Raw genomic sequence first — 12801 nt, 5'->3', positions numbered from 1 at the left:
ATGGCGAAGAACGAAAACAGCGAAGCCGCCGCCCCGTCGCGCGTGGGTGTCTGGTTCCAGCACCACGTACACAGCGTGGTGTTCAGCCTGGGCCGCGCCTGCCGCAAGCCGTGGGCGACCCTGCTGACGGTGATGGTGATGGCGCTGGCGCTGGCCCTGCCGCTGGGCCTGTCGATCGCGCTGGACAACCTCAAGCAGTTCGCCGGCAGCGTGCAGCAGTCGCGCGACATCAACGTGTTCCTGAAGGGCAATGTCGATGGCCCCGGCGCGCTGCGCCTGGCCGGGCAGCTGCGCGACCGCGACGACGTTGCCGAAGTGAACGTGCGTACGCCCGAGCAGGGCCTGCAGGAACTGCGCGATGCCGGCCTCGGCGAGGCGATCGACGCGCTCGACGACAATCCGCTGCCCTCGCTGCTGGTGATCACTCCCGGCCAGGGCAAGGACGATGCGCGCCTGGCGCGCGCGCTGGAAAGCCTGCCCGAGGCCGACCTGGTGCAACACGATGCGCTGTGGCGCCAGCGCCTCGATGCCTGGCTCGCCTTTGGCGCGCGGCTGGTGCAGGTGCTGTCGGTGCTGCTTGGTGTCGGTGCCGCATTGGTGGTCGGCAACACCGTGCGCCTGGACATCCAGGCCCGCCGTGAAGAGATCGGCGTGCTGCAGCTGCTGGGCGCCAGCGATGGCTTCATCCGACGTCCGTTCCTGTACCTGGGCGCCTGGTATGGCCTGGGCGCTGGCGCAGTGGCGCTGGCCCTGATCGCTGCCGCCGGTGCCGCGCTGCGCATGCCGCTGGCCGAACTTTCGCGCAGCTACGGCAGCCCGTTCGTGCTGCACGGCCTGGACCTGCTGCATGGCGGCCTGGTGCTGCTCGGCACGCTGCTGCTGGGCTGGCTGGGGGCGTGGCTGGTGACCGGCCATTTCCTGCGCCAGACCCGACCGACCGACACCTGAGACCGGCATGCAACCGCAAGCGTTGAAGCACCTTGAGGGGCCCGCGACGCGGGTGATGGTGGTCGATGGCTCGAAGCTGGTACGCAAGCTGATCGCCGACGTGCTGAGGCGTGACCTGCCGGGCGTGGAGGTGATCGGCTGCGACAGCATCGAGGAAGCGCAGCAGGCGCTGGCACAGGGTCCGGTGGACCTGGTGACCACCTCGCTGACCCTGCGTGATGGCGACGGCCTGGCATTGGCGCGGATGATCCGCGAAGCCGCTGGCCAGGCCTATGTGCCGGTGATCGTGGTCTCCGGCGATGCCCAGCAGCATCTGGAGCAGCGCCGCTTCACCGAGTACGTCACCGATTATTTCGACAAGGCGCTGGGCCATGAGGCACTGGCGACCTTCATCCGCGGCTATGTGCAGCCGCAGACCATTCCCGGCGCCACCATCCTCTATATCGAGGACAGCCGCGTGGTGGCCGAGGCCACCAAGCGCATGCTCGAACGCCAGCAGCTGAACGTGCTGCACGTGGTCAGCGCCGAAGAGGCGTTCACCCTGCTCACCGCCGAGTCGCTGGGCCGCAGCCGCCACCGCATCGACCTGGTGCTGACCGACGTCACCCTGAAGGGTGAACTGAGCGGCCGCGACGTGGTGCAGCGCGTGCGCGTGGACTTCGGCTACGGCAAGCGCCGCCTGCCGGTGCTGGTGATGACCGGCGATGGCAATCCGCACAACCAGACCGGGCTGCTGCAGTCCGGCGCCAACGACCTGGTGCTGAAGCCGATCGAAGAACGGCTGCTGGTCACCAAGGTGCTGTTCCAGCTGCGGCTGGCCCGATTGAATGATGGACCCCTGATTCGATGATGGATGAAGTAGCCGACACCCCGACGATCCAACTGGAACCGAGCTGGAAGCAGCATGTCGGCGATTACCTGCTGCAGCCGCAGATGCGCGAGCTGTCCAGCTTCCTGCGCCAGCGCAAGGCCAGTGGCGCGGCGGTGTTCCCGCCCGGCCCGCAGATCTTCGCCGCGTTCGATGCCACGCCGTTCGAGCAGGTGAAGGTGGTCATCCTCGGCCAGGACCCGTACCACGGCCGTGGTCAGGCCCATGGGCTGAGCTTCTCGGTGCCGCCGGGCGTGCCGGTGCCGCCGTCGCTGCTGAACATCTACAAAGAGATCGAGAGCGATCTCGGTATCCCGCGCCCGGACCATGGCTGCCTGATTCCGTGGGCCCAGCGTGGCGTACTGCTGCTCAATGCCGTACTGACGGTGGAAGAGGGCAAGGCCGGCGCCCATCAGGGGCGCGGCTGGGAAGGCTTCACCGACCACGTGGTGGACGTGCTCAACCGCGAGCGCGAAGGGCTGGTGTTCATGCTGTGGGGCGCCTACGCGCAGCAGAAGGGCAAGGTCATCGACACCCGTCGCCATCGCGTGCTGAAGTCGCCGCATCCGTCGCCGCTGTCGGCCCATCGCGGCTTCCTCGGCTGCCGCCATTTCTCGATGGCCAACGAGTACCTGCAGCGTCGCGGGCAGGCCCCGATCGACTGGTCGCTGCCGCCGCGTTCTGCGCTCTGAGCGGGCCGGGCAGTGGCCCGGCGCCGCCAGCGATGGATCAGTGGCCCGCTGCTGGCGCGATATCCGCGCGCCGATAGTAGGCGCGCGCGCCTTCGGCGATCACGCTCAATGCCTGCACGGTGCCATCGCCGCCGCGATGGAACAGCAGTTCCGCGCCCGCACTGCCTGCCAGGAAGCGGACGGGCGTCAGCGCCTGCAGTGCGACTGGTGCATCACGCCCGGGCAAGCGCAACTGCAGTCCAGCATCGACCGCCTGCACGTCCAGGGTGGCGGCGTCGAACCAATCGGCCAGGCCACTGCGCAGATCCATGGGCAGGGCGTCATCGAGTACGAAGCGGCCGCTGAAGCGCGCATAGCCATCCACCAGCAATGCGGGATCCAGCGTGCGGATGACCGGCTTGGCGTTGTGGCCGAGTGCATCGGACAGGGCATTGCGGATCTCCCCACGCAATGCAGGGCCGTTGTCCCCATTGGTCAGGATGACGAATCCATCGCCGCTCTCGGGGTAGCCTTCGATGCCTGCGTGATAGCTGTCGTTGCTGCCGTTGTGGAAGAAGCGGCGACTGGCGCCAGCGCCGGCCAGCTCCGGGCCCAGGCCACGGCCGGCCGGTGCCACTTCGCTGACCATCTGCAGGGCCAACGACTGCGGCAGCCATCCATCCGTGGTGCGGATGCTGCGCAGCAAGGCCGCGACGAACAGGCCCATGTCATTGGCGCTGGTCCACAGCCCCGACGCCGCCTGTTCTGGAAAGCTCTGCCAGCCGCGTGGCAGGGCCTCTGGCTGGCCCTTGTTGTCGTGCGCATGGGCAACGTTGCCGTAGCCGGCAGGCAAGGGATTCTGATACGTGCTGCGCGACATGCCCAGTGGCGAGAACACCTCGCGTTGCGCGACCTCAGCGAATGCTCTGCCGGTCAGATCTTCGATCGCCAGCTGCACCACCGTGTAGCCGCCACCGGAATAGTCGACCTGCTGGCCGGGTGCGTGGATCAGGCGTACCGGTTCATTCTTTGCAGGCGCCATTCCATCCAGTGTCTGCAGCAAGGTCGGAAGGCGTTCGGCGGGCTGGTAGTCCTGGAAGCCATGCACGTTGAAGCCGGCAGTGTGCGAGAGCAGCATGCGCAGGTTGATCGGCGGGTGCTGTCCCTGCGAATCGGCAGGCAGGTGCCAGCGGCGCAGGCGATGGTCGATGTTCTCCTCCAGCGAGACCTTGCCGGCAGCAACCAGCCTCAGGGTGGTTGCCGCAGTGCCCATTTTGCTGACCGAGCCGACCGAGAACACGGTATCGGCATCCACCGCGTCGCGCGTGCCGGCCTGGCGCAGGCCGTATCCGGCGGCGTAGACCACCTTCCCATCGCGGATCACCGCAACGGCGGCACCCGGTACCTTGTAGTGGGCGAGGCGTTCTTCGATCGACCACTGCGGCAGCGCGGCGCCCAGCTGCGCGGTGCTGGGGCGCAGGCCATGGGCTATAGCCTGCGCAAAGCGCGCAGCGTCTTCAGCGCTGGCGTCAGTGGCCATCACGTGGAACGGGGCCAGGGAGACCAGCAGCGAACACAGCAACAGGCGGTTCATCATCGACATCCTTGCAGGAGTGGAAGAGGGGCGGGATCGGCGCACGCGTTGCCACGCACGCCTGTCGCGTCCGGTCGTTGCGGGTGGAACGGGTTACCGCCGCAGCGCAGGAGGCGATGCGGCGGAGGCGTCAGCGTCGTTCGCGGCGGGCGCCCTGCGCCAGCAGGTAATCGCGCACGGCCGCGTTGCCAGCCTGGTTCAGCGGTGTCCGCCAGCGCCCCAGCCAGCCGTCGGCTTCCACGCCCAGGTTGATGTCGGCGCCGTGAGCAAGCAGGTACTGCACGGTGACCAGGTGCCCTTCGCGCGAGGCATTTATCAGCGGTGTCTCGTCATAGGTCACGACCCGGTTGACGTCGGCACCAGCCTGCACAAGCTGCTCGACGATGGGTTGCAGGCCCAACGCGGAGGCGACGATCAACGGATTGCCTTCGCCCAGCGCGGCACGATCGGGGTCGGCGCCCAGTTGCAGCAGCGTGTCGACCATCGCCGGATCGCGTGCACGGATGGCCTGGATCAGCGCCGTGCCATCACCGAGCACGCGCGCATCAAGATCGACGCCGGCCGCCGCCAACAGACGGACCTGCGCGACGTCATGCGTGCTGGCGGCTTGGAACAGCTTGATGACGCGCGTATCGGAGGCGCTGGCAGCCGGTGATGGGGCGAGCCGTGGTGAGATGGCCACGGCGGTGCCGGTGCAGGCCAGCAGAAGCAGCAGGCCCAGCCCCAACAGGCTGCGGTGCCGGGGTGTGGGTGACCCGGCGTCCACCAGCTGATCAATGCGCTGCGCCAGCTGGCTGCGCGCACTGAACATACCCAGTGCAAGCGTCGGCGCCTCCTCGCGCAGGGCCTGCAGCTGTTCGACGCTGGCCAGCAGCGAACCTGCATAGTCCAGCGGTTCGCGTGCCTGCATCGCAGCGCGTGCATCACAGGCCATCTCGCGCAGTACCGCCAGGCGTGCCTGGGCAAGGTGCAGGAGCGGATTCCACCAGAACAGTGCTGTTCCCGCCCGCAGCAGCGTGCTTGTCCACAGGTCGCGCCGTTGCAGGTGTGCAACCTCGTGGCGGACGATGTCGCGCAGCACATTGTTGTCCAGGCGTGCCAGCAAGGGGCGGGGCAGGAGGATCTGCGGGTGCCACAGGCCGACGACCATCGGCCCGTCGACGGCGCAGGTGGCGATCGTCACGTGGGCGGGCACGATGTCGGCCAGGACCGCGCGCAGTCCGGCGGTCGCCGGTTGCGCCAGCCGCCGCAGCCGGCGTGCGTGCAGCGTCGCGTCCAGCAGGCGCATGCCCAGCCACAGGGTGCCCAGCAGCCACAGCAGTGCAAGCAGTGTCGGCAGGGTCTTCGGCAGTTCGACGTAGTAGATGTCGGGCTGTCGTCCGGCTTCGAAGATGGCTTCTTCCGCCGTTGCCCCCTCGCCGGGCATGGGGTGGAACGCGGCCGCGGGCGGTGCCGGTGCGGGCAGGGTGGTCGACCAGCCCGGCAGGAAGGCGCTGAGTGGCAGCAGCAGGGCCGCTGCCATCGCTGCGGTCAGCAGCCAGGAACGTTGTTCGGCACTGAGGGCCCGCCGCCGTGCCAGCCACAGCGCGGGCAGCAGCACGATTGCGGACAACAGCAACTGTCGTACGCCCAATGCCATCGCCAGGTCGATGAGGTTCATTCCTTCCTCCCGGCCCTGGCATCGCTGACGCGCTGCTGCAGTGCCTGCAGTTCGTTGCGGTCGATTTCGCGTTCGTCCACCAGGTGCTGTGCCAACACGTTCGGTGAGCCGTCGAAGAACTGATGCAGAAGATGGTCAAGCGCTTGCCGGCGGGCCTGCTCGCGGCTGAGCGTGGCGTGATAGATGTAGGCGCGACCTTCCTGGCGATGACTGACAAAGCCTTTCTTCGCCAGCACGTTGAACATGGTCAGCACCGTGGTGTACGCGACCGGCTTGTGTTGGCCGAGCACATCCGCCACATCGCGCACGGACGCTTCGCCCTTGTCCCAGAGGATGTCCAGGATGGCCTGCTCGGCGGGAGTGGGATTCTGCGAGACAGGGCGGGCCATGCGCTTCTACGTATGAATTAGTTGATGCATCGGAGCATGTCGCCGGGTGGCTGTCAACGGGTTTCTTAGTAGTAAAGGGACAACCCTCAGCCCTCGGGCCTGAACACCGGGCAACGTCTCCTGGCCTGAATGGACCTCCAGGACGGCCCGTTCAGCTCCGCTTGACCGGAAATCGCCGGTTTCCGGTGGGTAATTGATTGAATTCCAAGGGATTGTGAATCCCGAAAAGCGTGCTCGCCACTGTCATCAAATCGCGCTACGGTAGGGCTCTGTTTGGGACCAGTGTTGCATCAATAGGATGCTGGAACTTTTTCCTCCTTTAGCAGTCCAAATCTCGGACTGCTAAGATGGGTGCCTATGAGCCAGAACACCTCTACTGCCCTTGTGGCAAACAATCTCCCGATTCCCAGTGCGCTCGGTTCGCTGGACGCCTACATCGGTGCCGTGCACCAGATCCCGGTGCTGTCGGTCGATGACGAACAGGACCTGGCCCGTCGCTTCCGCGACGGCAACGATCTGGACGCCGCCCGCGAGCTGGTGCATTCGCACCTGCGCTTCGTGGTGCACGTGGCCCGTGGTTACAACGGCTACGGCCTTGCGCTGGGCGACCTGATCCAGGAAGGCAACATCGGCCTGATGAAGGCGGTCAAGCGCTTCGACCCGGAGATGGGCGTGCGCCTGGTCTCCTTCGCGGTGCACTGGATCCGTGCCGAGATGCACGAGTTCATCCTGAAGAACTGGCGCATCGTCAAGGTCGCCACGACCAAGGCGCAGCGCAAGCTGTTCTTCAACCTGCGCAAGTCGAAGACCCGCCTGGGCTGGATGAACGCGGCCGAAGTCAGCGCCGTCGCCAAGGACCTGAACGTGTCCGAGCGCGAGGTCATGGAAATGGAATCGCGCCTGTCCGGTCGCGATATCGGTTTCGATGCGCCGACCGATGAAGACAACGACCACGCGCCGCCGTCGCCGGCTGCGTATCTGGTGGCCAATGACGAAGATCCGTCGATGGCCTACGAGCGCGAGGACAGCGAAGACAACCAGATGCAGCTGCTGCGCGAAGGCCTGGCGGAACTGGATGCGCGTTCGCGCGACATCATCCGCCGCCGTTGGCTGGATGCGGACAGCAAGGTGACGCTGCAGGAACTGGCGGACGAGTACGGCGTGTCGGCCGAGCGTATCCGCCAGGTCGAAGCGAACGCGCTGAAGAAGATGAAGGCGTTGTTCACCGCGTAAGCGGGAGGGCGTTGGAACGAAGAAAGGCCCGGCATCGCCGGGCCTTTCTCGTTTGTGGGGCTCATCCACGCATGGCGTGGATCTACCCCGGCGGTGTGGCGCCCGTACGGCCACGCCATGCGTGGCAGCGGCGCCGGCCTCACCCCTCGCGTGCGATCGCGCGCCAACCAATGTCGTTGCGGTGGAACTCGTTGGCCCACGTCACCTTGGCCACGCCCGCATAGGCGTTCGTCTGTGCATTGCGCACGCTGTCGCCCAGTGCGGCCACGCACAGCACGCGGCCACCCGCACTGACGACCTGGCCCTGTGCATCCAATGCGGTACCGGCATGGAACACCTTGGCACTGGCCGGCACTTCGTCCAGGCCGGAAATCACGTCACCGGTGATCGGTGCTTCCGGGTAGGGCTTCGCGGCCAGCACCACGCCCAGCGACGGGCGCGCATCCCAGTGTGCTTCCACCTGGTCCAGCCGGCCATCGATGGCGGCTTCCACCAGTTCCACCAGATCCGACTGCAGGCGCAGCATCACCGGCTGGGTTTCCGGGTCGCCGAAGCGCACGTTGAATTCGATCACCTTCGGCGCACCGCTGGCATCGATCATCAGGCCGGCGTAGAGGAAACCGGTGAACGGGATGCCGTCGGCGATCATGCCCTGCACGGTGGGGTTCACCACCTCGCGCATCACCCGTGCATGCACCTCCGGGGTCACCACCGGGGCCGGCGAATAGGCGCCCATGCCGCCGGTGTTCGGGCCGGTGTCGCCGTCGCCGACGCGCTTGTGGTCCTGCGAGGTGGCCATCGGCAGCGCATGCACGCCGTCCACCATCGAAATGAAGCTGGCTTCCTCGCCGTCGAGGAATTCCTCGATGACCACGCGTGCGCCGGCATCGCCGAACGCGTTGCCGGAGAGCATGTCACGCACCGCGTCTTCGGCTTCGGTCAACGTCATTGCGACGATCACGCCCTTGCCGGCGGCCAGGCCATCGGCCTTGACCACGATCGGTGCGCCCTTCTCGCGGATGTAGGCCAGCGCGGCGTCCACCTCGGTGTGCACGGCGTAGAACGCGGTCGGAATGTTGTGGCGGGCCAGGAAGTCCTTGGCGTAGGCCTTGCTGCCTTCCAGCTGCGCGGCAGCGGCGGTCGGCCCGAAGATGCGCAGGCCGGCGGCGCGGAAGCGGTCGACCACGCCGGCCACCAGCGGCACTTCCGGGCCGACCACGGTCAGCGCCACGCCTTCGGCCTGCGCCAGGGCGAGCAGGCCATCGATGTCGGTGACCTTCACCGCGACGTTGCGGCACTTGTCTTCGTTGGCGGTGCCGGCATTGCCGGGCGCCACGAGCACTTCAGTGACACGGGAGGACTGGGCCAGCTTCCATGCCAGGGCGTGTTCGCGGCCGCCAGAGCCGATGACAAGTACGTTCATCACGAGATTCCAGATTGCGTGGGAAGGGAAGGTCGATAGCCCCGGCGGCGCGCGTGGTTCACTCGCAGCCTTCGCGTCGCAGCGATTCGGGGAAGGAGTAGGCCCAGGTCTTCGGGTCCAGGGTGAAGCGGTGCTCCTGACGCACCCGCTTGCCGCCGCAGGTGTTGCCGGATTCCTCGATCAGCAGTGGCCAGATGCGCGCACTGCGGTCGCTGTCGTCGAAACGCAGGGCGAAGTCGATGCTGAAGCGGCGGGTGCGGCAGTCAGTGGCCGTATCGGGGTCGGTGTTGGCGTCGACCGTGTCGCACTCGTACTGGGCGTCGTTGTCGATGTGGCTGCGCACGTTGCCGGTGCTGGTCAGGCCTTTCGGGCCCGGCAGCACCAGGGTTTGCGAGAGCAGCGAGAAGCCCTGGCCGAACCAGCCATCCTCGACGCGGAAGCCATAGAAATCGCTGCCGGCGCGGATGATGCTGGCGGTGCCGGGCTGGCCACCACTGCCGAAGCGCTCGCCGGTCAGCTCGCTGGTCACCCCGAAGCCATCGCCCTTGGGCTGCAGCACGAAGAACTCGATGGTTCCCGGGTCGATATGCGCGCCATCAACCAGCGCACCGCATACCGCCAGCAGCTGCTGCCAGCTGTCACCGGTCACCACCGGTTGCTCGGCGCAGACCTGCCAGTCGATCGCGCGCGTTTCATCGTCCTGGGTCCAGCTGCCGCGCCATTGGCCGGAAAGCTTGGCGTCCTTGCCGTAACGCCCGGTCAGGAACGCCTGCAGACGCGCGGTGCGACTGACATGCGCCGCCGGTTCGCTGGCGGCGGGCTTTGCCGCATCTGCCTGGGGGGCAGATGCGGGTTCGGCAGCCGGCTTGCAGCCGGCCAGCAGGGCGGTGCCAGCGAAGGCGAGCACGGCAAGCGGTTTCAAAGAGACTGCAGACATCCGTGTCGCTCCAGCAATCAGTGGCGGAAGTGGCGGACGCCGGTGAACACCATGGCCAGGCCATGTTCGTCGGCGGCGGCGATCACTTCGGCATCGCGCATCGAACCGCCCGGCTGGATCACTGCCTTGATGCCGGCGGCAGCCGCGGCATCGATGCCATCGCGGAACGGGAAGAACGCATCGGAGGCCATCACCGAACCCTCGACCACCAGGTTCGCATCGGCGGCCTTGATGCCGGCGATGCGTGCCGAGTACACGCGGCTCATCTGGCCGGCGCCGACACCGATGGTGCGGTTGTCCTTGGCATAGACGATCGCGTTGGACTTCACGAACTTGGCCACCTTCCAGGCAAACAGCAGGTCGGTGAACTGCTTGTCGGTCGGCGCCAGCTTGCTCACCACCTTCAGCTCGTCGCGGGTCATGCCGCGGTTGTCGGAGGACTGCAGTAGCAGGCCTGAGCCGACGCGCTTGTTGTCGAAATTGTTCAGGCCGTCGCCGTGCGGGATGCGCAGCACGCGCACATTGGCCTTCTTCTGCGCGTATTCCAGCGCGGCCGGCTCGTAGTCCGGAGCGATCAGCACTTCCACGAACTGGCGGTCCAGGATCACCTTGGCGGTGGCCGCGTCCAGCGGCTTGTTGAAGGCGATGATGCCGCCGAAGGCACTGGTGGGGTCGGTGGCGTAGGCCAACTCGTAGGCATCGCCGTTGCCGGCACCGACCGCCACGCCGCACGGGTTGGCATGCTTGACGATGACGCAGGCCGGCGCGTCGAACTGGCGCACGCATTCCCACGCCGCATCGGCATCGGCCAGGTTGTTGTAGCTCAGCTCCTTGCCCTGCAGCTGCTGGAACGTGGCCAGCGTGCCCGGCACCGGGTACAGGTCGCGGTAGAACGCGCCGCTCTGGTGCGGGTTTTCGCCGTAGCGCAGGTCCATCACTTTCACGAAGGTGGAATTCATCTGCACCGGGTACTCGGCACGCACCGGCACCGCCGTGTCAGTAGCGGTGACCGCCGACAGGTAGTTGCTGATCGCGGCGTCGTACTGGGCGACGCGGTTGAACGCGGCCACCGAGAACGCGAAGCGGGTGGTGGCCGACAGCTGGCCGTCGTTGGCCTCCAGCGAGGCCAGCAGTTCGGCGTACTGCGACGGATCGGTGGCCACCGCCACGCGGGCGAAGTTCTTGGCCGCCGAACGCAGCATCGCCGGGCCGCCGATGTCGATGTTCTCGACCGCGTCGGCCAGGGTGCAGTCGGCCTTGGCGGTGACCGATTCGAACGGGTACAGGTTCAGTACCAGCAGGTCGATGGCACCGATGCCGTGTTCGGCCATCACTGCATCATCCAGGCCCGAACGGCCCAGCAGGCCGCCGTGCACCATCGGGTGCAGGGTCTTGACCCGGCCGTCCATCATTTCCGGGAAGCCGGTGACGTCGGCCACGTCCTTCACGGCCAGGCCCGCATCGCGGATCGCCTTGGCGGTGCCGCCGGTGGACAGCAGCTCCACGCCGCGTGCGGCCAGCGCAGTGGCCAGCTCGGCCAGGCCGGTCTTGTCGGAAACGGAGAGGAGGGCCCGACGGACGGGCAACAGATCAGCAGTCATGGGGACAGGGCAATCGGCAGCGGAGCGGGGCCGATATTGTAGTTCTTGGGGCCCGGTGGCGGGTGCTGCCGGGGCAGATTCGCTGCGTCCAAAGCCGGTTTGACCGTAATGGGCACGGCCCGCGGGCTTGTCAGCCACCGCTGGGCACGGCACGGTGCCGCCTGTTCCCCGTGTGCAGGATGCCGTCCCGTGACCGTTGCCAACCGCCTGCAGGCCACCCTCGATGCCGAAGGGGCGCTGCTGTTCCTGGCCCGTTATGTGCGCCATGCGCGTTGTGGCCAAGGCGCGGCCTGGTGCGCCCAGGCCGATGTGCCGACGCTGCAGGCCGAAGCCGCAGAGCGCTGGGGCGAGCAGGCCGAGATCCTGTCCTGGGACGTGCAGCGCCGCGAACGCCGGCGCTGGCGGCGGCTGGAGTTCAAGGTCTACCTGGATGACGACAAGCGCTGGTATGGCGATGCCATCGCGCTGCATCGGCGCGCGCCTGGGTTGGCCGAGCTGCTGTGGGTGATGCAAGCACAGCACTGGCTGGAGCCTTTCGAGCTGTATCTGTACGCCGATGGGCTGGATGAGGGGGCGATCGTGCTGCCTGCCGGCGGCATCATCCACTTCCAGCGCTCGCGCGGGGGCGTCTACCGGCTGCTGTCGCTGCAGGCGGGGTTCGCGGATGCAGGAGCACGCGAGCGGGCCGTGCAGGCGGTGCGCAATGCCCTGCAGCGCAGCCATGACGTGGTCTGGCTGTGCCGGCATATCGATCCTGGGCTGCCATGGCATGACTGGCTGGGCCAGCCCGAACTTGCCGGTAACCGCATTTGATGGGGTAGGCTGTGCCCGCACTGCCAAGGATCAGCAGGTACGGATCATGTCGATCTATGCATTGAAAGGACGTTTCCAGGACCTGTTGCGTCCGGCCGTACGCGGTCTGTACCGCATGGGGATCACCGCCAATACGGTGACCGTGGCCGCTGCCGTGGTCTCGCTGCTGGTGGCTGCCGCCGTGTGGTGCTGTGCGCCGGCCCAGCCCCTGCTGTACCTGCTGCTGCCACTGTGGATGCTGCTGCGCATGGCGCTCAACGCCGTGGACGGCATGCTGGCCCGCGAGTTCGGCCAGCAGTCGCGGCTGGGCGCCTACCTGAACGAGCTGTGCGATGTGATCGCCGACGCGGCGCTGTACCTGAGCCTGCTCAGTGTGCCGGGCGTGCGCCCGGAAGCGCTGTGGCTGCTGGCCTGGACCGCGGCCCTGAGCGAGTACGCCGGGGTGCTGGGGCTGATGGTCGGTGCCAGCCGTCGCTATGACGGTCCGATGGGCAAGAGCGACCGCGCCTTCGTCATCGGTGCGCTGGGCCTGCTGCTGGCGCTCGGCTGGGGCGGTGCAATGACGGTCACTGGCGTGGCCGCCGCGATGGCGGTGCTGTGCGCGGTGACGATGATCAACCGCGTGCGGCGCGGACTGCAGGAAGCGGCGGTTTCGCCGAACTAA

Annotated in this window: 12 protein-coding genes; 6 read left to right on the top strand and 6 right to left on the bottom strand. The window is 67.1% G+C overall.

All coding sequences use genetic code 11. From position 1 onward, the window contains the following. The 3 genes from ftsX to ung are packed head-to-tail and all read left to right on the top strand — an operon-like array spanning position 1 to position 2508. Complete coding sequence (gene ftsX, locus DI041_RS16460) at positions 1–948, top strand: permease-like cell division protein FtsX (RefSeq protein ID WP_136639413.1); 948 nt, start codon at positions 1–3, stop codon at positions 946–948. A gap of 7 nt (positions 949–955) precedes the next feature. Next, the gene (locus DI041_RS16455) at positions 956–1798 is read left to right on the top strand and encodes a response regulator (RefSeq protein WP_012512286.1); all 843 of its coding nucleotides are present in this window, start codon (positions 956–958) and stop codon (positions 1796–1798) included. Then, the gene (ung, locus tag DI041_RS16450; RefSeq protein WP_005419723.1) at positions 1795–2508 is read left to right on the top strand and encodes a uracil-DNA glycosylase; all 714 of its coding nucleotides are present in this window, start codon (positions 1795–1797) and stop codon (positions 2506–2508) included. The genes DI041_RS16455 and ung overlap by 4 nt, the downstream gene beginning before the upstream one ends. 37 nt (positions 2509–2545) lie before the next feature. Here the strand turns inward: ung and DI041_RS16445 are convergent, their stop codons facing one another. The 3 genes from DI041_RS16445 to DI041_RS16435 all read right to left on the bottom strand — a co-directional run bounded on the left by DI041_RS16445 (position 2546) and on the right by DI041_RS16435 (position 6130). After that, positions 2546–4081, bottom strand: a complete 1536-nt coding sequence (locus DI041_RS16445; protein ID WP_248298494.1) for a serine hydrolase domain-containing protein — start codon at positions 4079–4081, stop codon at positions 2546–2548. A 130-nt stretch (positions 4082–4211) separates the two neighbouring features. Next, a complete protein-coding gene (locus DI041_RS16440; RefSeq protein WP_136639411.1) occupies positions 4212–5741 on the bottom strand; it encodes a M56 family metallopeptidase in 1530 nt (509 codons plus the stop codon). Further along, entirely contained in the window at positions 5738–6130 is a 393-nt protein-coding gene (locus tag DI041_RS16435) for a BlaI/MecI/CopY family transcriptional regulator (RefSeq protein WP_006397459.1), read from the bottom strand. The genes DI041_RS16440 and DI041_RS16435 overlap by 4 nt, the downstream gene beginning before the upstream one ends. Positions 6131–6487: 357 nt before the next feature. Between DI041_RS16435 and rpoH the strand changes: the two genes are divergently transcribed. After that, positions 6488–7363 (top strand): RNA polymerase sigma factor RpoH, encoded by an 876-nt coding sequence (rpoH, locus tag DI041_RS16430; protein ID WP_136639410.1) that lies wholly within the window; start codon positions 6488–6490, stop codon positions 7361–7363. A 139-nt stretch (positions 7364–7502) separates the two neighbouring features. Here the strand turns inward: rpoH and purD are convergent, their stop codons facing one another. The 3 genes from purD to purH are packed head-to-tail and all read right to left on the bottom strand — an operon-like array spanning position 7503 to position 11324. Beyond that, positions 7503–8786, bottom strand: coding sequence for a phosphoribosylamine--glycine ligase (gene purD / locus DI041_RS16425; RefSeq protein ID WP_136639409.1), 1284 nt, complete (start codon positions 8784–8786; stop codon positions 7503–7505). A gap of 58 nt (positions 8787–8844) precedes the next feature. Further along, positions 8845–9723 carry a hypothetical protein gene (locus DI041_RS16420; RefSeq protein ID WP_136639408.1) on the bottom strand — a complete coding sequence of 293 codons (879 nt, stop codon included), beginning with the start codon at positions 9721–9723 and terminating at the stop codon, positions 8845–8847. A 17-nt stretch (positions 9724–9740) separates the two neighbouring features. Next, positions 9741–11324, bottom strand: a complete 1584-nt coding sequence (gene purH, locus DI041_RS16415; RefSeq protein ID WP_136639407.1) for a bifunctional phosphoribosylaminoimidazolecarboxamide formyltransferase/IMP cyclohydrolase — start codon at positions 11322–11324, stop codon at positions 9741–9743. Between the two features lie 189 nt (positions 11325–11513). Between purH and DI041_RS16410 the strand changes: the two genes are divergently transcribed. Both DI041_RS16410 and DI041_RS16405 read left to right on the top strand, forming a co-directional pair. Continuing rightward, the gene (locus DI041_RS16410; RefSeq protein WP_046986051.1) at positions 11514–12137 is read left to right on the top strand and encodes a hypothetical protein; all 624 of its coding nucleotides are present in this window, start codon (positions 11514–11516) and stop codon (positions 12135–12137) included. 46 nt (positions 12138–12183) lie between these two features. Beyond that, on the top strand, positions 12184–12801 hold the full coding sequence (locus DI041_RS16405) for a CDP-alcohol phosphatidyltransferase family protein (protein ID WP_046986050.1): 618 nt from the start codon (positions 12184–12186) through the stop codon (positions 12799–12801).

The sequence above is a fragment of the Stenotrophomonas maltophilia genome, from assembly GCF_004920835.1.
GTDB classification, from domain to species: domain Bacteria; phylum Pseudomonadota; class Gammaproteobacteria; order Xanthomonadales; family Xanthomonadaceae; genus Stenotrophomonas; species Stenotrophomonas maltophilia_AQ.
Note: the sequence above shows the minus strand (reverse complement) of the source record. Positions and strands in the feature narration are given on the sequence as shown.